At 61.5% G+C, this 20394-nt stretch carries 19 protein-coding genes and 1 pseudogene; 8 read left to right on the top strand and 12 right to left on the bottom strand.

Features of this window, described 5'->3' with window-relative positions; translation table 11 throughout:
• Nucleotides 1–42 precede the first annotated feature (42 nt).
• From AC25BC_RS27930 to AC25BC_RS27915, 4 genes are read right to left on the bottom strand one after another with little or no spacing between them, the layout of a single operon-like run.
• Nucleotides 43–1326 carry an alpha/beta hydrolase gene (locus tag AC25BC_RS27930; protein WP_003553621.1) on the bottom strand — a complete coding sequence of 428 codons (1284 nt, stop codon included), beginning with the start codon at nt 1324–1326 and terminating at the stop codon, nt 43–45.
• 1 nt (nt 1327) lies between these two features.
• Entirely contained in the window at nt 1328–4381 is a 3054-nt protein-coding gene (locus AC25BC_RS27925; RefSeq protein WP_128439068.1) for an efflux RND transporter permease subunit, read from the bottom strand.
• Nucleotides 4378–5475, bottom strand: a complete 1098-nt coding sequence (locus tag AC25BC_RS27920) for an efflux RND transporter periplasmic adaptor subunit (RefSeq protein ID WP_206642378.1) — start codon at nt 5473–5475, stop codon at nt 4378–4380. The genes AC25BC_RS27925 and AC25BC_RS27920 overlap by 4 nt, the downstream gene beginning before the upstream one ends.
• A gap of 1 nt (nt 5476) precedes the next feature.
• Nucleotides 5477–6541: an efflux RND transporter periplasmic adaptor subunit gene (locus tag AC25BC_RS27915; RefSeq protein ID WP_128439069.1), complete on the bottom strand. Its 1065-nt coding sequence runs from the start codon at nt 6539–6541 to the stop codon at nt 5477–5479.
• A gap of 230 nt (nt 6542–6771) precedes the next feature.
• Here AC25BC_RS27915 and AC25BC_RS27910 point away from each other — a divergent pair, with 230 nt between their 5' ends.
• Nucleotides 6772–7413, top strand: coding sequence for a TetR/AcrR family transcriptional regulator (locus AC25BC_RS27910; RefSeq protein ID WP_128439070.1), 642 nt, complete (start codon nt 6772–6774; stop codon nt 7411–7413).
• A 106-nt stretch (nt 7414–7519) separates the two neighbouring features.
• On the opposite strand, the gene AC25BC_RS27905 is transcribed toward AC25BC_RS27910, so the two are convergent.
• The 5 genes from AC25BC_RS27905 to AC25BC_RS27885 form a co-directional block, all read right to left on the bottom strand.
• The gene (locus tag AC25BC_RS27905; protein WP_245459819.1) at nt 7520–8332 is read right to left on the bottom strand and encodes a hypothetical protein; all 813 of its coding nucleotides are present in this window, start codon (nt 8330–8332) and stop codon (nt 7520–7522) included.
• A gap of 320 nt (nt 8333–8652) precedes the next feature.
• Nucleotides 8653–9543: a DUF2092 domain-containing protein gene (locus tag AC25BC_RS27900; protein ID WP_003553606.1), complete on the bottom strand. Its 891-nt coding sequence runs from the start codon at nt 9541–9543 to the stop codon at nt 8653–8655.
• A 139-nt stretch (nt 9544–9682) separates the two neighbouring features.
• The gene (locus AC25BC_RS27895) at nt 9683–10465 is read right to left on the bottom strand and encodes a 3-hydroxybutyrate dehydrogenase (protein ID WP_003553604.1); all 783 of its coding nucleotides are present in this window, start codon (nt 10463–10465) and stop codon (nt 9683–9685) included.
• Between the two features lie 26 nt (nt 10466–10491).
• A complete protein-coding gene (locus tag AC25BC_RS27890) occupies nt 10492–11250 on the bottom strand; it encodes an acetoacetate decarboxylase (protein ID WP_003553602.1) in 759 nt (252 codons plus the stop codon).
• Between the two features lie 28 nt (nt 11251–11278).
• On the bottom strand, nt 11279–12457 hold the full coding sequence (locus tag AC25BC_RS27885) for a patatin-like phospholipase family protein (protein WP_128439071.1): 1179 nt from the start codon (nt 12455–12457) through the stop codon (nt 11279–11281).
• 147 nt (nt 12458–12604) lie between these two features.
• Between AC25BC_RS27885 and AC25BC_RS27880 the strand changes: the two genes are divergently transcribed.
• The 3 genes and pseudogenes from AC25BC_RS27880 (at nt 12605) to AC25BC_RS27870 (ending at nt 14566) form a co-directional block, all read left to right on the top strand.
• The gene (locus AC25BC_RS27880; RefSeq protein ID WP_128439072.1) at nt 12605–13291 is read left to right on the top strand and encodes a TetR/AcrR family transcriptional regulator; all 687 of its coding nucleotides are present in this window, start codon (nt 12605–12607) and stop codon (nt 13289–13291) included.
• Between the two features lie 51 nt (nt 13292–13342).
• Nucleotides 13343–13849, top strand: coding sequence for a LapA family protein (locus tag AC25BC_RS27875; protein WP_003553597.1), 507 nt, complete (start codon nt 13343–13345; stop codon nt 13847–13849).
• Nucleotides 13850–14266: 417 nt separating this feature from the next.
• A pseudogene (locus tag AC25BC_RS27870) lies at nt 14267–14566 on the top strand (hypothetical protein).
• Between the two features lie 293 nt (nt 14567–14859).
• Here the strand turns inward: AC25BC_RS27870 and AC25BC_RS27865 are convergent.
• The gene (locus tag AC25BC_RS27865) at nt 14860–15162 is read right to left on the bottom strand and encodes a hypothetical protein (RefSeq protein WP_003553588.1); all 303 of its coding nucleotides are present in this window, start codon (nt 15160–15162) and stop codon (nt 14860–14862) included.
• A gap of 137 nt (nt 15163–15299) precedes the next feature.
• Here AC25BC_RS27865 and AC25BC_RS27860 point away from each other — a divergent pair, with 137 nt between their 5' ends.
• From AC25BC_RS27860 to AC25BC_RS27845, 4 genes are all read left to right on the top strand, one after another.
• Complete coding sequence (locus AC25BC_RS27860) at nt 15300–15530, top strand: hypothetical protein (RefSeq protein WP_012763524.1); 231 nt, start codon at nt 15300–15302, stop codon at nt 15528–15530.
• A 482-nt stretch (nt 15531–16012) separates the two neighbouring features.
• Nucleotides 16013–16843 (top strand): MBL fold metallo-hydrolase, encoded by an 831-nt coding sequence (locus AC25BC_RS27855; protein ID WP_003553585.1) that lies wholly within the window; start codon nt 16013–16015, stop codon nt 16841–16843.
• A 156-nt stretch (nt 16844–16999) separates the two neighbouring features.
• The gene (locus AC25BC_RS27850; RefSeq protein ID WP_003553583.1) at nt 17000–17374 is read left to right on the top strand and encodes a GFA family protein; all 375 of its coding nucleotides are present in this window, start codon (nt 17000–17002) and stop codon (nt 17372–17374) included.
• A gap of 24 nt (nt 17375–17398) precedes the next feature.
• Complete coding sequence (locus AC25BC_RS27845) at nt 17399–18268, top strand: alpha/beta fold hydrolase (protein WP_003553581.1); 870 nt, start codon at nt 17399–17401, stop codon at nt 18266–18268.
• A gap of 107 nt (nt 18269–18375) precedes the next feature.
• Here the strand turns inward: AC25BC_RS27845 and AC25BC_RS27840 are convergent, their stop codons facing one another.
• A complete protein-coding gene (locus AC25BC_RS27840; RefSeq protein WP_003553579.1) occupies nt 18376–19134 on the bottom strand; it encodes a polysaccharide deacetylase family protein in 759 nt (252 codons plus the stop codon).
• The gene (locus AC25BC_RS27835; RefSeq protein WP_003553578.1) at nt 19134–20222 is read right to left on the bottom strand and encodes a glycosyltransferase family 4 protein; all 1089 of its coding nucleotides are present in this window, start codon (nt 20220–20222) and stop codon (nt 19134–19136) included. The genes AC25BC_RS27840 and AC25BC_RS27835 overlap by 1 nt, the downstream gene beginning before the upstream one ends.
• Between the last annotated feature and the right edge of the window lie 172 nt (nt 20223–20394).

The following is a 20394-nucleotide window of genomic DNA, read 5'->3' as shown; positions in this document are numbered from 1 at the left end:
CTGGGCGGGGTCTCAGACCGCTCTGATCGAGGCGTCCGACGATCAGTACGCGATCTGACCATCCACCATCTTTCCCCCATTCGAGGAGAGCTCCCGCTTCAGGATCTCTCGCGCCTCCGGGCTGATGACCGCGACGGGAGCCGCAACGGCTACGCGCACTGCCGAGCCGGCGAAATTGGCCGCTGTCATCCCGATCTGATCGGCAACGCTTGCCTTTCCGCCCTCGAGGCTCTGCCCTGCCAGCCGCCGTCCAAGCAGGCGCACGACCTCGGGACTGTCGGCGAAGGCGTTGTGGCCGAGCGGATCGTTCGTCGCGATGGCGCTGGTGTCGATGACCGAAACGCCGAGTTCGTCGAGAAGAGGCGCGTAGGGTCTAAGATCGGATCCGCCGACGCGGTCGATGCCACCAGATAGCCAGCCGGAGACCTCCAGCGCCTTGTCGCGTGTCGACGTCAAGATCACAAAGTGCGGCCGCTTCGGCCCCATCTCGGTGAACTGGCGACGGAACACGTCGATGTCGATGTCCGGCGATGCGAGAACGACGTTCTTGACCTTCGTCGGGATTGATTTTTCGCGCATGGCGACGCCGCGCAACGCCTCGGCCGCAAGCCAGCCGCCCATGGAATGGGCGAGGATCGTCACATCGGAGACATCGGGACTTTTCGCAGCCTGGAGGATCAGATCCTCCAGAGCGCGACGCGAATAGTTGGCGCTCTCCTTGTCGTAGAGGTAGTCGAAGACACGGCCTCTTGATGGCCAGGTGAAGAGGATCGGTGCGGCGTCGGTTCCGGAGTCATGGACGATCTGCGCGAAACGGAAGACCGCGTCGGCGTAGGTGTTGTTGAAGCCATGCACGAAAATGACGACCTGATGCTTCTTGTTTCGATTCTTCCGGTACCAGTCGAACGCCTGGCCCTCGGATTGCACCTTGGCAACCTGCGTGACCGCAAACTCCTTTTGCGGGTTGGGCGGCATGCGAGACGGCCACTGGACCTCTCCGATCTTGCGGTTCCGATCGGGCGGGATGGACACGTCGACGCTGTTAAGCGAAATCGCCGTCCCGCGGTCGCCGGAATAAAGCTTGCCGGGATCCTCCAAAGGCTTGCGTGTCGTAGCGACCAGCATGGTGACCCGGCTTGTGCCGGTCGGGGTCACGGCGAGAGGTTGGAGGACATCCTGCACCCGGCTGGCGCAACCCGATGTAACAAGGGATAGGGCCACAAGAACCGGGACGGCGCGGCCCAAGCGGGCAGCGATCGCCTCGGCGACCCCAAACCCGGTGAGACCCTGGGCAATGCGCCCAGGGAGTGAGAGCGATGTGGTCATCTCAGTTCTGCTCGACTTCGCGAGGAATCCGGAACCAGGCGACGTAGAGCGCCGGCAGGAAGAGAAGTGTCAGCGCCGTCCCGACGACGATCCCACCCATCATCGCGTAGGCCATGGGACCCCAGAAAATCTCATGCGAGATCGGGATCAGGGCCAGGGTCGCGGCTGCGGCAGTGAGCATGATCGGCCGCATGCGGTGTTCGGTCGCCTCCACCACCGCCTTCCACGCCGATATTCCCTCTGCGCGCAACTCCTCGATCTGCACGATCAGGATCACGGAGTTGCGGATGAGAATTCCGACCAGCGCGAGCACACCCAGGAGTGCGACGAACCCAAGCGGCGAGTTGCTGGCGAGCAGCGCCACGACGACGCCGATGAGGGCCAGCGGCGCTACCGAGAAGACTAGGAACAGCCTGTGGAAGCTCTGAAGCTGGATCATCAGCAGCGTCGCCATGATGACGAACATGGCCGGCGCCACCTTGGCGATCGGGCCTTGCGACTTAGCGCTTTCCTCGACCGCGCCGCCGATCTTCACGGAATACCCTGCCGGCATCGTCTTTTCGAAAGCCGAAACCTTGTCGGAGAGCGCCTTCACAACGGCCGCCGGCTGCGTCGCATCGCCGATGCCGGCCTTGATCGTGATGGTCGGAACTCTGTCGCGCCGCCAGATCGTCGGCTGCTCAAGCTCGTAACGGAAGGTTGCGACGGATGACAGCGGGACGGATTGACCACTGCTGCTCTGCAGTTGCAGGTCAAGCAGGGTGTCGATCGAGCCGCGCTCCTTTTCCGCGGCACGGCCGATGACATCGACCAGATAGATGTCGTCCCGAACCTGCGTTACGGCATTCCCTTGTACGACGGTGTTGAGCGCCATTGCGATGTCCTGGGACGAGACGCCGAGCTGTCGGGCCTTGTCCTGCAGCACGTCAATCTTCACGACACGGGCCGGCTCGTTCCAGTCGAAGGCGATGTTCCTGAGGGAAGGATAGGTGCCGACGATCGAGCCCAGCTTCTGTGCCAGGTCGCGCACCGTCTGCAGATTTTCGCCGGACACACGGTACTGGATCGGCTTGCCAACCGGAGGCCCGATGTCCAGAAGCTTCACGTAAGCGTCCGTTCCCGGAAACGTCTTCTGAAGGTAGGTGTCCATCTGCTGCTTCAGCTTGTCCCTGATGTCGAGGTCCTTGGTGACAACGACCGTCTGGCCGAAAGAAACGTCAGCCGGCTGCACGTCGAAGGAAAGAACGAAGCGCGGCGCACCCCTACCAACGTAAGTCGACCAATGTTCGACGCCAGCGTTGCCAGTCAGCATCTCACGCTCGAACTGGGCCATCTGGCGGCTCGTTTCGGCGATCGAACTGTTCTGCGGCAGGTTCCAGTCGACGATCAGTTCCGGACGGTCGGAGCTCGGGAAAAACTGCTGCTGCACCATCGACAGGCCGACGATCGATCCCGCAAAGAGAAGAACCGTCGCGACGATCGTCATCCAGCGCCAGCGCAGGCAGAACTGCAGCAGGCCTGAAAACACCCTGGCAAAGCGCCCCTTATGCTCGGCGTGCTTCTTCATCGTTTTTGGAAGAATGGTCACACCGATCAGGGGCGTGAACACGACCGCGACCACCCACGAAACGACGAGCGAAACCGCGATGACGACAAAGAGCGAGAAGGTGAACTCGCCGGCGTTGCTCTTGTTAAAAGCGACGGGGATGAAACCCGCGACGGTGACGAGCGTGCCCGTCAGCATCGGGAAGGCCGTGGATGTGTAGACGTAGGTGGCCGCTTTCGTGAGACTGTCGCCCGTTTCCAGCCGTGCAACCATCATCTCGACGGCGATCATGGCGTCGTCGACAAGGAGGCCGAGCGCGATGATCAGCGCTCCGAGCGAGATGCGCTGCAGCGATATGCCGGTGTAGAACATGACCATGAAGGTGATGGCGAGAACGAGCGGGATCGCGATTGCCACCACCAGGCCCGCCCTCATCCCCAGACTGATGAAGCTTATCGCGAGCACGATCGCGACCGCCTCGAACAGAGCTTTTGTGAAGCCGCCGACTGCCTCTTCAACCACCTTCGGCTGGTCGGATACCTGTTCGACGGAGACGCCGACCGGAAGCTCCTGGGTGATTTTGCTCATCGTCTTGTCAAGCGATGCCCCGAAGGCAAGCACATTGCCGCCCGTCTTCATACCAATCGCGAGCCCGATGGCGGGCTTTCCGTTGAAGCGGAAGAGCGACGTCGGCGGGTCGACATAGCCGCGGGTGATCGTGGCGACGTCGGTCAGCGGGAAGAAGCGGTCGTTTACCCGAAGATTGATCCCGCGCAAGGTGTCTTCGGAGATGAAGCGCCCGCCGACCCGCAAGGCGACCCGCTCCGGTCCGGTTTCGACAAAGCCGGACTGGGTGACGGCGTTCTGCGCCTGCAGCGTGGCAATGATGGCGGAGCGGTCGATGCCGAGGGCGGCGATCTTGCGGGTCGAGAATTCGAGGTAGATCACCTCGTCCTGCGCGCCGACGATGTCGACCTTGCCGACGTCGGGGATGCTGAGGATCTGCGTCCGGGCATTCTCGGCGAAATCGCGCAATTCCCTCTGGCTAAGTCCGCTGTCGCCCGTGAAGGCGAAGATGTTGCCATAGACATCGCCGAACTGGTCATCGAAGAAGGGTCCGACGACGCCTTGGGGGAATTCGTGCTTGATATCGTCAATCAGGTTGCGGACGCGCGACCAGGTGGGCTTTACGTCCAGCGCGTTTGTATCCGGCAGCAAATCAACGAAGACGATCGTTTGACCGGCCGTCGTAATGCTGCGGGTATGTTCCAGTTTGTCGAGTTCCTGGAGCTTCTTTTCGATGCGGTCGGTAACCTGCTGCGTCACCTCCTGAGCAGAAGCGCCTGGCCATTGGGCCTGGATTACCATCGTCTTGATCGTGAAGGATGGATCTTCTTCGCGGCCGAGCCCAAGATAAGCAAAGCCGCCCGCCACCGCGAACATGATCATGAAGTACCAGACAAGCGAACGATGCTCGAGCGCCCAGTCCGAAAGGTTGAATTTATTCACGGGCGTGGCTCCTGTCCGAGTTGCACTTTCTGTCCATCGGTGAGCTCATCGACTCCGGCGATGACGATCTCTTCCCCTTCCCGCAGGCCCGCTTGAACCAGGACCGAACGGGGGGCGGACGCGGGACCTTCCAGTTCAACCGGCCTCAGGGCGACCTGGGCCGTGGAGCGATCCACCACCCATACCTGGCTGGCACCGTCTTTATGACGGATGGCGGAGAGCGGCAGCGTGATCGCCTGCTTCCCTTCTCCGACAAGCGGCGTAACGGTGACTACGGCGCCAAGGCGGAAGATGTCCGGCGCCTGATCGATCCCGACCTTCAGCCGATAGGTGCGGGTATTGGGGTCGGCCTGCGGCGCGATCTCGCGGACCACGCCAGTGGCCTGGATCCTACTGTCGAGCTGGAGGGCGACGCTGAAGCGGTCGTCCAGGCGAATGCGACTGAACTGCGCTTCCGGCACGTCGACGACCACGTCGCGCTGCTCGAGGCGTGCCAGTTTCAAGACCGGCTGGCCCGCTGAAACCGTCTGGCCCATTTCTGCGGACGTGGCGGTCACGACGCCATCGAACTCGGCCCTCAGCTCGGCGTAGCCTAGCTGCTCATTCGCCTTGGCAAGGCTAGCGGTTGCTTTCGCGGCATTGGCGGTAGCCGACTTGAGCTGCTGTTCGGCAAGATCGTGATCGGCAACGCTTGCTGCGCTGCTCTGCATAAGCTTTCGCTTGCGCGTTTCGGTCGTCGCGGCGTTCTCCAACTGCGCCTGGGCGTTGCGCAGTTCGGCTTCCGCACTCCTGACTGCGAGCTGCAGCGTGAGAGGATCGATTTCCGCCAGGACATCGCCCTTGTGCACCAGGTCGCCGACATCGACCTTGCGAGACACCATTCGCCCGAGCGTCCGAAACGCCAGGTCAGTCTCGATGCGAGCCCGCACCACGCCGGGCGAGCTTGCGATTTTGTCCTGTTCGGCCGTAGCCATGACAACTTTGACTGGACGCGGCGTCGCCTGCTCTCCTGCTTCCGTACTTTGGTCGCAACCGACAAGCAGGGAGATCGATAGAAGAAATGGAAGAGAGGTACATATGCGGTCGAGGGTCATCTCACTTGCCTTCCCAGGCGACTGCCTGGCCTTCCTTGAGAAATTTTCCGCCTTCGGTGACGATCAGGTCTTGTGCGGCGACGCCGCCGGTGACGACGAAATCGCTCTGGCGGTATCGGTCGACCGAAATCTTCCGGAGCGAAACGGAATGGTTTTGAGTGTTGACGAGCCACACGGCGGGTTCGCCTTCGGCTGATGCGATCGAGGTATAGGGGAGCACGATTCCGTCGCGCGGCGAGGCGCGCAGCTTGCCCACGACAGGCGTGCCGAGCGGCCATGGCGCGCCCTCCTGGAGCCCCACCTTGATCCGGATCGTGCCTGCCTTCGCGTCGATGACGGGCGAAACCTCGCGTATGCTGGCATGAACGTCGCGCGAGGGGTCGGAGACCGGTGCGACCTCGACGTCGCTTAGCGGCCGGCCATCCAGAAAGAAGGCCTCGAAGACATCGAACACCGCATCCCGCGGTCCGTCATGGGCGAGCGTGAAGGCCGACTGCGCTGCTGACACCACCTGCCCGGCTTCGATGCCGCGCGCCGTGATGATGCCGTCCGCGGCGGCCTTCAACTCAGTGTAGGACAGCGCGTCCTCGGCCGTCGCGAGCGCGGCGTCGGCGGCCTCGAGGGAAGCCTGCGCACTCAGCAGCTCCTTCTGCGCATCGTCAAAGACCGCCCGCGGAACAGCCTGCGACTGCAGGAGCGACTTCGCCCGGTCGAAGGCGAGTATCTTCTGCCTGGTGACGGCCTGCGCCGACTCCAGCGCCGCGCGGGCGACGCTGACGTCCGCCTGTTGTTCCGTGTCGTTGAGCCTAGCAAGGACGTCGCCGGCGTGGACATGCGATCCGACGTCGACCTTTCTCTCAAGAACCCGGCCGCTGACGCGAAAGGAGAGTTCGGTCTGAACCCTTGCCTTCACCTCGCCGGTGATTTCCGCACCCGGTTGATACCGAGCCTCGGCGGCCGCAACGACGCGGACCTGCTGCGGCGGCGGCGCAACTTCAGCTTTTTCTTCGCAGGCAGCCAGAACTGCGCAAGCGAGGCCAATTCCCAGCAATCGAAAGGACTGCATTTTTTGCTCCTTACAGGCCATCGCCCGATGTTGACAACGCCCACTTAATGGGTAAAGTAGACGATGTCAACATATCCAGATCAAAAATGTTGACACGCGCAACATCGAGACAAGATGAGCGGGTACGGTCAAATCGCGGCTGCCACTGCAGATCGCGCCACCACCAAGGATCCTGAGCGGACCACCAAAGCCGTGTCTCCGGATATCCTCAAAGAATTCAAAGGGATGTGATGAAACGGGTTGAAAAGAAAACATCGCGGGCGGAGCGGAAGGCTAGGCGTCCTGATGAAATACTAGAGGCCGCGTTCGAGCAGTTCGCGGCGAAAGGTTATGCGGCGACGCGTGTCGAAGACGTCGCAGCCCGACTGGGGATAACAAAGGGAACGATCTACTTCTATTTCCCGACCAAGGAAGTTCTTTTCCAGGAAACGTTTAGCCACGCTTCCACGTCATACGCGGATCCCTCGACCGCCATCGGCAGCCTTCGTGGATCCACCGCCGACCGGATACGGGCCCTGCTGCTGATCTCCTATGAAAGTACGGCCAACGACCGGAAGACGGGAGACCTCCTGCGCTTGTCCCTCGCCGAAGGCACTCGCTTTCCCGAAGCGGTCGATTGCTATCATGGCCGCTTCATCACGCCGACGCTTGCTGCCCTCGCGGCCCTAATCGAGCAAGGCGTGAAATCGGGAGAGTTTTGCCAACACGCGGCGGCCTATGCGCGGGACGTGCTCGCGAGTTCGATTTTTCAAGTTGCCGTCTGGCGTCTCATGTTTGCGGATCGAACACCTATCGACGGCAAGGCGCTTCTTGAGGCGCACATCGACCTCGTGATGAGCGGGCTCATGCAGCGTTCGGAACGCAGATACTGATTTGGTGAATTGTGTCAGAGTGGACGGAGCTTCGCAGTCTTCGATGCGTGGCAAGGCCGGATGCCTCATGCGACGTCCGGCCTGAGCCTCCCGTGCCGAGCGGAAGCTAATTCCCGCCAGGCCCGCGACCATAATTCGGCGGCGGAACTTCGCCCGTGACCACGATATTTTCCTGGATCCTATAGACGATCCGCAGATTGGCGGCAGCGGCCTGAAGCCAGGCGACCGCATCTTCGGACGTCCATGCCGCGCCCTCCGGCGGCAGACTCTCAAACAGGCCAACGATCAGAGGATTCACAGACCGGCAGCTGCTATCGCCGCCCTTCTGGTCCGTTCCGCCGCCGACGACGACGGCCGGGTCCGAACGGCTCTGATCGGAAGAGTTCACATATATCCCGCCGGAAGAGCCTGAAGACCTGGCGAGAGACGAACCCGAAGAGCCGCCGTGATGCGAACCCGACGACGCCGCGTTGGCAGAGCCCCCGCTGCCTTGGGATGAACTCGAGGACGCTACGCCAGAGGAACTCGTAGTGGATCCAGACTGATCTCCATAGGAATACGTCGTTCCGCCTGTGCTCGAAGCTGCCGCAGCACCGACGGCGACGCCTGCCGCATACCCGCCCAGGACGTAGGCTTCGCGGCGATAGTATCCACGGCCATAGTCTCCACGGCCGTATCCGCGCCCATAGTCTCCACCGCCATGCTCTCCGTGACCATGGCCGCCGACGCCGTCTCCACGACCATAATATCCACGGCCAAAGTATCCGTTGCCGTTGCCCGAGACCTTGAGATCGCCGGTATTGTTAACGGTGAGGTTGCCGGAGTCCTTCGCGACGATATTGCCCCCGGAGTTCATGAAGGCGCGGTTCCCGTTGACGTTACCGACCGAGTTCAGCGTGTTGCGGATATTTCCGGACACGTTGTCCCCTCCGAGGCCGGGTCTTTGCGCCAATCGCCCCTTTGCGCGACCGACATTTGGAATACGAGTACGGCGGTTCACCGGAGGACGGTTCTGCGCGCTCACCGGCGGCCGGCCGTGGCTGGCCATCGGCGGACGCGGTGTGCGGCCTATCTGCGGACGTGGCGGCCCTCCCGGCCCTCCCGACGGCAGGTGGGGTGGGCCTCCAGATGGCAGGGGCGGCGGACCACCAGGGGGCGGTCCAAACTGACCGAAGGCCGCGTCCGATGTAATGGCCGTGAAAGCGAGAAAGGCAAAGCAGGTGCGCTTCAGATAGTTCATCACTTGCTTCCTTTCGTTCCCGACGCGACGGCTGGTGTCGGGTCGATCTTTTTCACATCGGCGGGAGGTTCAAAGGTGAATTCGGAGTCGGACAGAGGGGGTTTGGTCTTCCAGCTGGTGAATTCGGCGACGAAGCTTGGTTGGCCCTGCAGCAACGGGTAGGTGACGACCAGACGATGCGGCGTCGCCGCGGCATTGTTCTCGACCCACAATTCGAGATCGATGCCGGACTTCTGAGAGAAAAACAGATGCCGGCACTCGACCCCGTCGATGGTAGCCGTCCCCACCTGCCAGCCGGCCATGGCATCGCTCAACAAGACTCTGTCCGGAGAGGCTGCAAAAAGCACGCCGAGCGGAAAATCGACGTCCAGTTTGGTTGCCGCCTCGTTGAGCGCGGATGGTATGTCGCCCGATGCCGGGATCGTCGCGTAGTTCTTGCTGTCGGGAAAGAAGACCGAGGCCGCCTTGCCGTCGTAGAACAGATCGTGCCTACCATCATCGCCGATAAACTCGACGGCGATCCGGTCTGGACGACGCACGGTGATTTTCATCGTATGGAAGATGTGAAGCGGTTGTCCGGACTGATCCAGGTAAATGCTGATCGTTCTCGCCGTGATCGTCAGGTCCCTGGCAAGGAGCGACTTTCCCATCTGCGAAACGGCGGTCGCGGCCTCGTCGCTGACCGCTTTTTTTACGGGCGGAGTCGGCTCATCCGCTCGGGCTGTCGGCAGCGCGGCGAATCCTAAGCACATGCCGAGCGCAGTAGTCTGGACAGCGTTCCGCAGTATCGCAGTCACTCCGCGCACGCATGCGCCGTCGACAGAGCGACTCGTGGCCACCGAAGGTCGCCGGGCCTTCAAGGCCCGCCGCAAACAATTAAAGACTTCCATGTTCATTTCCTTTGATACTCAAGAACGAGATAGCGCGAGCCCACTGCGGCTCGTCGCGAGATAGAGTTGGTCCGGGGTGCTGGAGCGTTCCTGTCGCACGGCGCCGCAAAGGGTGTCGTGCGTCTGTCCGCAATCGAGCCTACTGCATGAACCAGCCGTGGCTCACAACCATCGACTGACCCGTCACGGCATTGGACTTGGCCCCCGCGAAATAGAGAACAGCGTCGGCCACGTCATCGGTGCTGGTAAACTCGCCGTCGACCGTATCCTTGAGCATCACCGTCTTGACCACCTGCTCCTCGCTGATGCCGAGTTCCCGCGCCTGCTCGGGGATCTGTTTGTCGACGAGCGGCGTGCGCACGAAGCCGGGGCAGACCACGTTGGCCGTGACGTTGTGCTCGGCTCCCTCCTTTGCCAGTACCTTGGCCAGTCCGATCAGTCCGTGCTTGGCCGTGACATAGGGACCCTTCAGCTTCGAGGCTTCCTTGGAGTGCACGGAACCCATGTAGATCACCCGGCCATAATTGGCGGCATACATGTGCTTGAGGCAGGCGCGAGTGGTCAGAAAGGCGCCGTCGAGATGGATCGAAAGCAGCTTTCTCCAGTCCGCAAAGGGAAAGTCGACCAGCGGCTTGACGATCTGGATGCCGGCGTTGCTGACCAACACGTCGATCTTGCCGAACCTGGTGACCACCTCGCCAACCGCCTTTTCCACCTGCTCTTCGTCGGCAACGTTCATCGCCACGGCGAAGGCGTCGCTGCCCTTGCTCTTGATCTCGGCGGCCGTTGCGTTTGCGGCGTCGAGATTGAGGTCGGCGATCACGGGAATGCCGCCTTCGGCTGCGACGCGAAGCGCGATTTCCTTGCCGATGCCGCTCGCGGCTCCGGTGATAATCGCTACTCTTCCATCAAATCGAGACATGGATAGTTCCTTTTAGTTGCGGGAGATCAGTCGTTTTGGAGGTAGTCGAATACGACCTCGCCGAGGCCGAGCGTCAGGTCGGCAACGTAATGGCTGGCCGACGTGACCTCGCGCACGGGTAGACGCGCGACGTCGCACATCGCGTGTTCGAACAATTGCAGGGCTGCCGGCCCGGCCCATGCGCCCTTCAGCGTCACATCCTCAAGATAGTAGCGCACCAGTTCGCAAATCCGGGGCGAACCGTCGACGTGCGGGATGACCTTCAGCACGAAGGCGGGCTTCGCCATCGCCTTTGCCAGCGGCTCCAGCGGAAGTTCGCGATGCTTGTAGCCCATGGTCGCCGTCACGCACATAACCGAGCCGTAGTGGAGGGTCCCGACGAGCGTCTCCTGCTCGTGCGACAACTTCGGCGTCGCCAGCTTCTTCGGAAAGCCCCAGATCTCGCGGCCGCCAGCGATCGGCGAGTTGTCGTCAAGATACATGGCATGCACGTAGCTGCCTTCCTGCACCCTGCCCGATCGTGTCGTGAAACGCACCGGAATGACCTGCCCGGTTTCCGTATAGTCGCCGAAGCCGGTCGAATCCGGCATGCGGATGAATTCATAGGCGACGGTGTCGCCGATCACTTCCAGCGGCTCCGGCACAACGGCGCGAAGGGCCTCCGGATCGGTCCGGTAGTTGATGACGACAAATTCGCGGTTGTAGAATTTGTAGGGTGGCCTCGGATAGGCCGGGTTGTTGAGCGGCATCGCGAAGGCATTTTCGCGGACTGCGGCGATCTTCATGGTCGTGCTCTTCTCTTTGGGTGAAATCTCAATCGAAGTCGAAAATGGCGACGCCGTCCGGCGTGCCGGGCCGCTGCAACACGTCGGGGTGGCGCAATGTTTGAAGGGCGTCGTTGTAGCCGGAGGCCCAGTGCTCCTCCATCGTCAGCCGGGAGAACTCGTAATCCTTGGAGCTCGCTTCGTATTTCTTGGCGCGATATATAAGCTGGACGATGTTGTAGACCTTCTCGTCGGCTTGATCGACGAGCAGCTTGATCTCCGGATCGGCTTGCAGCAGCGCGTCCTGCGGGACGAGTTCGACCAGATGGCCGAGTGCGCGGCGCAGCCGCTGCTGCGTCTTGAATTGGTCGGTCGCCACGCGTGTGCGGCTCGAGAAGCGGATATCCTTCTGCCGCAGTTCGATTCCGAGAAGGTCACGCGGGAACTCGCCACTCGCGCTCCAGAGATCGACCTGAAAGGCCAGCGTGTCCTGGCGCGGCGCGTTATCGAGGACCCATTGCAGCGGCGTGTTGGAGATAAGGCCGCCGTCCCAGTAACACTCGCCGTCGATCCTCGTGGCCGGGAAACCCGGCGGCAAGGCGCCGCTCGCCATAATGTGTTCGGGGCGGATAGTGTGGCTCGTGGTGTCGAAGTACTCGAAGTTGCCGGTGCGCACGTTGACGGCGCCGACGCTGAAACGCATGGCCCCTGTATTGATGCGATCGAAGTCCACCAGCAGTTCCAGCGTCGCCTTCAGCGGTGCGACGTCGTAGAAGCTTTCCGCCTCGATGCTGCCAGCGGCGGAAAAGAAGGGTGGCACCGGACGGGGCGTGAAGAAGCCCGCGGCGCCGTCCATAAGGGTGGCGAAGGCGTGTGCCTGATTGAGCAGGCCACGCGCGAAATCACCCTGGAGCCCCATCGCCCCCAGCATCGCCGAAAACAGAGTGGGAAACCCGTGCGCCGGGGCGGTTACCGTCTCCCAGAAGCTCCGGAGCGCCTCCACCCGCCTTTCAGGCGGATTGCCCGCAATCAGGGCACTGTTGATGGCACCGATGGAAATGCCGGCGACCCAATCAGGATGCAGACCGGCTTCGGCCAGTGCTTGATAGACGCCGGCCTGATATGAGCCGAGCGCTCCTCCGCCTTGCAACAACAGCGCGATACGCTCGAATGGCGGACGCTCCGCCATGCGGTGCGTCTTGTTTTTGACGAGATGTTGAGTGGCCATGCAGTTTACCTCGGTTGTTGATCCCGCTGCCGTTCCAGAGCGGCCACAGCATATGTTGACATCGCCCACTTACGTGCTAGAGTGGACAATGTCAACATCCATCGGCAGAATGTTGACATGAGCAACTTAACAACCTAAATGGATGGCATGACCCAAGACATTTCCACGAAAGACCAGCGCCCGTACCACCATGGCGACCTGCAGAGGGCGATCGTAGAGGCCGCGCTCGACGTCCTCAGCGAGTCTCAAAGCACGGAGTTTTCGCTTCGTGAGCTCGCCCGACGCGCGGGCGTCAGCCACAACGCCCCGTACAAGCACTTCGCCGACAAGCGCGAATTGCTGGCTGCCGTTTCGGCGGTCGGGTTCGAACTGCTGGCGAAGCGGATGGCCGAAGCGACTAAGGAACTCGACAGTCCGCGCGAGCGGCTAGCAGCCATGGCGAGCGCATATGTCTGCGGCGGCGTCAACAATCCGGCGCTCTACAGATTGATGTTCGGCGGCTACCTTGCCGGTCAGGACGATGGGCGTCCCGCGATCGAAAGAACTGCGGCCTACAACATGAAAGCCCTTGTCGTCGAGGCGATTTCCGACGGCGCTCTCGGGCGCCCAATTGCAGATACCGAGGCCAACACCCGCACAATCGATGGTGCGATTCTCGTTTTTTGGTCCCAAATGCACGGTCTAACTTTGCTGCTAGCGGACCGACTCGTCGGCCCCGGCGACAAGACAAAGGAGCTGACCGCGAACGTCCTGCAAGGAATGCTCGACGGATTGGTGAACAGCATCCCCGCAGTACCAGAAGGCGTATGGGTAGGTCCTCCGCTGGCGGGGTAGGATCGTAGCCACGTCGTTGGTGAGCCCGATCGTTGCGAAAGGCAAATTCTCATGGACCCATACATCTCCGCCCTGATGGGCCTCGCCGGCGTCGTTATCGGCGGTCTCGCCTCGTTCGCCACCGCCTGGATGACGCACCGTTCACAAGTGAGGGAAAAACAGCGAGAGCTCGAGGCCGCCAAGCGGGAAAAGCTTTTTTCCGACTTCATAGCTGAAGCGACGCGACTTTACGCCGACGCGATAAGCCACCAGAAGGACGATGTTTCCGATCTCGTGCTACTTTACGCACTGGTCGCCCAGATGCGTCTGATCTCGTCGAGACGGGTCGTGGATGCAGCCGAACTGGCGATGGCAAGGATCGTCGAAACCTACCTGACCCCCAATCGCTCGCTTTCGGAAATGCGGGACCTTGCGCATTCCGGCGCGATGAACTTTCTCCTGGATTTCGGTGAGGCTTGCCGCGCGGAACTGGCGACCGGGCGAGCAGCCTCGGGAATGATGTTCCATGAACCTCGCGGACTAAAACACGCTCAACATCCCACGCCTTCACTTTCATAACCCAACAAATCACCTGTCGCCGTCATTGCGGAACCTAACACTGGCGCCCTCGTTGTGCCATCATGTCTGAAACGTATGAAACAACCACAGTAGGAATCATCCAGCGCGATACCTTGATGCGCTTGGGACCACGTTTGCGTGGTCTGCCAGAGTTCTCATTGCCCACCGACTGCGAAGATGTTTTCGGCGACTTACTGAAAAAGCTGGACGCTGCGGCGAGAGAAAACCAGGCACCAAGGCATTGAGGTGGGCCGGCTGACGTCTTGATCAATCTGATCAGACAGCATCCGAGTTAATGTCGTCCACCGTCATTCTACCGCCTGTGCGACGATGGCGGCGCTCGATCCACACATTCAGGATGGATCGCTGACGGCGCTGGCACCGAGGAACTTCCCGTCGCGAGGCCGGTTAACCAGGATGCGGTATCTCGTCGAAATCCTCCTTCCAGTTCCACACCCTCGTGGGAGCCGGCCGAACGTCGACCTTGTCCGAGACGAACTCACGGCGAAGTTCGGCGGGGTCACCCTTCACATCAACTCACCCGCCGAAGGACTGTGGTGCGACGACGACGAAATCGAGCAGGACCGCATCGTTGTCGCCGAGTTAATGACCCCCGATCTCGACCGCGTCTGGTGATCGTCCTACCGCAAGAAACTGGAGGCGCGGTTCCGTGAGGAGGAGATCGTCATTCGCGTGATTGAAATCGAACGCCTTTGACGTTGGTCGCGTTGCTGCCAATCCGAAAGCAACTGTGGACGAGTCGGCCATCTCTACGGGCTAACGCGACATCTCTTCGCGAATCAGACCTGATCTAACGTTATTGATTTTGCGCTCTCCCCGGCCTGAGGATCGCTCCGCCCTCTTTTGGGGAATGGAGATTCCATTCCTCTCGATATTAGAAGTCTCTACCTGTGCGAACGGGATAGGCCTTTCGATAAAGGCCCCCGCTATAGTCGACAGACCACCTGAGCGTTCGACCGCCGCTTTGACATCGCCCTGGCCGCCGGTCCCTACTGTCCGAGCCACTGATACTCGGCAATGGACGCCTTGCCCGACTTCTTGTCGTACAGACAGATGAGGTTCACTAGCTTCTTCGACTTCGAGCTCTTCTCGCGGAGAAGAATTGCTACCTTGCCAGTCGCATCGTCGAAGACCACCGGCGCGGTCGCTTCCGGTGACACCATGCGCGACTGACCGATGCAGGTCCCGTTCGCCTTCGCGAACAGTGCGTTCCATGCGCTGTCGCTGGAAGCGCTGGCGAACTGGGTAAGGGCAAGCAACGTTGTCGTCGCGACCAATGTGGTCTTCAGCATATCAAACTCCTCATTTCATTCAGAATCACGCCTCGGCGTGGCGGGTGTTGATCGCGAAAAAGGATGGCAGGATCACGACGGCGGCGGGTGGAACCGCGTCGGCGTCTGCGAGTTCCTTCTCCAGAAGGAGAACCAACATGACGACGAACTCAATCCCCAGTTCCGCCAAGCTTCCTCCAAAGTCGCTGAACGAAGACACGCAGGACGACGAGCTTCCAGAGATCAACGTCGACGAACAGCGCGCCCCGCCCGTGAACATGGGCAACAGCCGCGAGGCCGGTGACGGCGTCGCCGACGCCGAACCAGAGACTGGTCGGTCCGATGCGAAGACGCGCATCCCCGCGCCGCAGACGGCAAACCGCGAGTGACGATGTCGAAGGTCAGCACCGGCCTAGACGACCGCCCGAAGGATTCCACGATCGCGCAGAGCGGCCCGCCCTATAGTTGAACTTGGACCAGACGTTCCAGACAAAGCCGCGAGATGCAAAATGAAAGAAGGCTGATTGTCAGAGCCCAGTCAGCCGTCGTCGGATATAGCGGTCCCCCCGACCTTCGGAACTGGATTTTCGGCTCGACAGGGCGGTAATTGTTTTTTCAATCGCGCGCAACCATCTAATAGGCATGACTTACGGGAAAATGTCCCCCGCCCTGAGCAGCGCGTATACCGAAAACCAACCATACTGGCTTGCTTTCCGAACCGAAAGCCGATTGCTTAGGAAAATCTACTTCTTCTTCCGCTATCGGTTGGGAGAATACAAAGGGGAACAGACAAACCCGTGGAATTCTGCTGCTTCGCATCGGGACGAACTATGACTACGATGGCGATGCGGGAAGGCCGGTTTGAAGAACGATGACGACAGAACTGTTTCAGGTAAAATTTTGGGGCGTCCGCGGCAGTATTCCCGTGTCTGGCCCCGAGTTCGATCGCTACGGCGGTAACACTTCCTGCATCGAGATTCGCTGCGGAGAACATCGGATGATCTTCGACGCTGGCTCCGGCCTGCGCGAGGCGGGGCTGTCGTTGCTCGCCGACAGCGTCAGCGACGTCGACCTGTTCTTCAGCCACTGCCATTACGACCACATCATCGGCCTGCCGTTCTTCAAGGCGATCTATTATCCCTCGATCAACGTCAACATCTGGTCCGGCCATCTCGATGGCAAGATGAGCACGCGGGAAATGGTCGAGCAGTTCATCAGCCCGCCCTGGTTTCCCGTCAAGACCGACATCTGTCAGGCGACGATGAATTTCAGCGATTTTCATGCAGGCCAGGTGCTGAACCCGCGCCCGGGCGTCAAGATCAAGACCTTCATGCTGAACCATCCGGGCGGCGCCATAGGCTACCGCATCGAATGGCAGGGCCGTTCGGTCGCTCTCATCTACGATATCGAACATATTCCCGGCAACTACGATCCGGTCTCGCTCGAAATGATGCAGGACGCCGATCTCGTCGTCTACGACTGCACCTATAATGAAGACGAGATGCAGCGTTTCAAGGGCTTCGGCCATTCGACCTGGCAGCACGGCACCGAGCTCGCGAAGATCGCGGGCGCCAAGCGCTTCGCGCTCTTCCACCACGCTCCCTCCCGCACCGACGAACAGCTGGCGCAGATGGAAACGCAGGCGCAGGCGGCCTTCCCTGAATCCTTTGCCGCGCGCGACAATCAGATCGTGATGATCTAGCAGGCCGCTGAAGCCGCCTTCATCTTGTCCAGTCTGACGCTCTTCGACAGAGTATCCTATTCGTCGAGCCGAGCAGGCCTGCGACGTCACGACGGAACAGATGCCCGGCCGGACCGTTTTCCCGGCAGCGAAAAATCAACGAAACAGGGATCCGTCATGACCGTGCTTTCCGGAAAGTGTCTTTGCGGGCAGGTGCATGTTTCTGTCCGGGGCGAACCCTTGCGCGTTGGAATCTGTCATTGCACCGACTGCCGGCAAGAAAGCGGTTCGGCCTTTACCTTCTATGGGATCTGGCCCGCCGGCCAGTTCGAACATTCAGGGAAAACCGGCGAGTTCCAGGGTCGACATTTCTGCACCGGTTGCGGCTCGCGGCTGTTTTCCGCCGATGACCAGGAGGCCGAAATCAAGCTCGGCATCCTTTCCGAGGCCCCGACGCCTCTTGTGCCGAGCTACGAACTCTGGATCAAACGCCGCGAGCCGTGGCTGCGACCGGTGGAAGGCGCACAGCAGCATGACGAAGACCGAACGTGAAGAACGGTTCCGAGGAGCTTGTCCATGACCACTCTCGTCCGACATCGCTGGATGACGGTTGCAGGCGTCGAGACTTTTTACCGCGAGGCCGGCCGGGAAGATGCTCCGGTCTTGTTGCTGCCGCACGGATATCCCTGCTCGTCCCATGAATTTCGCAATCTCATGCCGCGCCTTGCCGACCAGTGGCGCCTGATCGCGCCGGATTTCCCAGGCGCGGGCTATAGCGGCACGCCTGATGATTTCGACTACAGTTTCGATGGTTACGCTGCCTGGCTGGAGGCCTTCGTCGGCGCCCTAGGTGTCGACCGGTTCGTCCTCTACCTCCACGACTTCGGCTCGCCGATCGGTGCCCGCTTGGCGATCAGGGCCCCTCAACGCATCGTGGCGCTGATCATCCAGAATGGCGACATACCCTATGAAGATGCCCTCGGACCAAAATATGCGGATATCGAGGCGACCTGGACGCTTCCGAGATCGGAGATGAGGAAGGTGCTGGCGGAGGCGGTCAGCGAGGAGACTTTCAAGGAGGAATTCCTCAACGACTTGCCGCCTCCTCTGGCCGATGCGATCCCGCCAGACCTCTGGAAGCTGCATTGGTCGCTGATCACGCCACGGCGCAAGGACATCGCCATGGACCTGATCGCCGGACTGAAGGAGAACCGGGCCTGGTTCCCGGAACACCGCAAATACCTGCGGGAATACCAGCCTCCGACCTTGATCGTCTGGGGTCCGAACGACCACTACATGCCGGAAAAATCGGCGCGAGCGTACCTGCGGGATCTGCCGGACGCCGAACTGCATCTGCTCGGCGGCGGCCACTGGCTGCTCGAGACACATCTCGAAGAAGTCGTCGCACTCATGCGAGACTTCCTCGGGCGCGTTCATGCCACCTGATCGACAATGTCTAATGCCCTATATCGTGTCGCGATCTTTGAGATTCGCTCCTCGCGCTTCAGGTCTTGGTTTTGCGCATGTCGCTATCGCAACACCGCGGCCCAGTTTCACGCGATATGCTCTAGCAGTTCCGACGCCGATGACCAGCGGACGGCCGGATGTCGGGTCGTCACCGCGAACAAGGCCGACAGGAAATCCCATGCCGCTACGTCATGCACCAGATGGTGGGTGAGCACGCCGAGAGGCTCGTCGCCGCCGGCAAACCGGTCGTCAAGCTCGGCCACCAGTTCGGCCACCAATTCCGCCTCGCCCCGTCCGCCGCGCGTGCCATGCCAGTCGATGATGTCGACATGGGTGTTGAGGAGCGGCATCGGGCCGTCCTGCTTGGCTCGCCCATAGACCGAAAGGGCTGCAAATCCGAGCGCCGGAAGCGCCGGGATGAGGGCGGCGTCGACCCGGTTCCACGGCGGCACCAGCACCGGCAGGAAGCGGGCCGGATGCAGCCGCCGCAGCAGCCGGAACCCCTCACCCAACTCGCCGAGCACGGCCTCCGCCGGCCGCTCGCCGCCGAGTTCCTGCTTCTTGCCTTGCGGCCCGGCATGGTTGGTATGAGACCAGCCATGCACGGCGACAGCGACGGATGTTTCCTCCGCCAGCCGCGCGGCCAACGCCTCACCGGTCAGGCCGGGAATGACCGCGAGCATCAGCGGAACCTCGCTTTCGCCCGTCAGCGCCAACAGCGTCTCCAGCGGCTGCGTCGGCTCGACGGCGTCGTCATCTCGCAGCCAGAACCGCGCCACGCGGCCGGCGGCCTGCCAGCGGTCTAGCTCGCGGCGCAGGGGGTCCCAGGCTATCGCGTCGGTCATCACGTCACTCCTGTTGCTGCGCTGTCGCGCAAAATTCCGTCCAATACCTGCGCCGCCATCGCAAGCGAGCGTTGCCCAAGCACCAAGCGCCGCGCCGCCTGCCCCATGGCGTCGCGCCTTTGCCCGTCGTCAAGCAGGTCAGCCACGGCCTCGGCATAGGCGGCGACATCGCCCTCCGGCGTCAGCAGCCCGGTCACGCCAGCCTCGACCACCGCTGGCACGCCTGCCGTTTCCTGCGCGACGACAGGCAGGCCAGCGGCTTGGGCCTCCAGATAGGCGAGACCGTAGGCCTCGCCGCAGCCGGGCCAGACATAGAGGCCGCCGCGCCCGAGCAGTTCGGCGATCTCGCCGGGATTGCGCTCGCCCAGCCATTCGATGCGGCCGGGAAAGTCGGCAAACAGCGCCCGCACCTCTTGCCGCATCGGACCATCGCCGATGACGGCCAGCGTCCAGGGCCGGTCTTCGATCAGCCTCAACGCATTTGCAAGCATGACATAACTGTCCATCTTGTCGCCGGCTCGCATCATCGCGACCGTCATCAGCCGGCGCGGATCAGGCGCCGGCGACACCTTCTCGAACAGCGCCGTGTCGATGAAGGGGTTAAGCCTGGCGAGGCGCGCCTGCGCGAAGGCGGCGGCAAGCCCGTCCTGGTCGCGCCCGGTGAAGCTGATATTGACCGCCGCCCGAATGATCGCCTCGCCCACCAGCTTCTGCGAAGCTGCCCAGCCGGTTCGATCGCGTTTTGCCGCATAGGAGGCTTCGGCGGTGACGTAGGGAATGGCGAATTCGGCGGATATCGCCGGCCCGAAGGGATCGGGCGATTTATAATAGGGGTGGTAGCAGAACCAGAGGTCCGGCCGCGGCGCGGATTTCCATCTTAGCCGCAGCCGCTCCAACTCGGCGCCGATGGCGGGTTCGAGCGCCCGTGCCGCGTCCGGTGTCGAGGCATAGGCGCGGAATTCGGAGGCGACGTCGACCTGATGCCCGCCAAGCTCCAGTGCCCGGATCAGCAGTCGCGCCATCAGCCGGTCGCCCGACGGTACCGGATGGTTCGGCGATTTCATCGGCGCGTAGAAAGCCACCCGCATTGGGACACCTCAGGTAAGACACACTGTTTACAACTTTCACGCCTGTCGGGAAAATTCCGCTATTGTCCCTTTGCCGAAAACTTGCGCATAAGCATATGGAATGTGATCGCGATCGAAGCAATTCCGCCTCTTTCTCAATCTCTATGGGCCTGCGGTTACATCGACAAGAACG

This window comes from Rhizobium sp. WSM409 (assembly GCF_057653825.1).
This window is presented reverse-complemented; position numbering and strand designations above follow the sequence as displayed.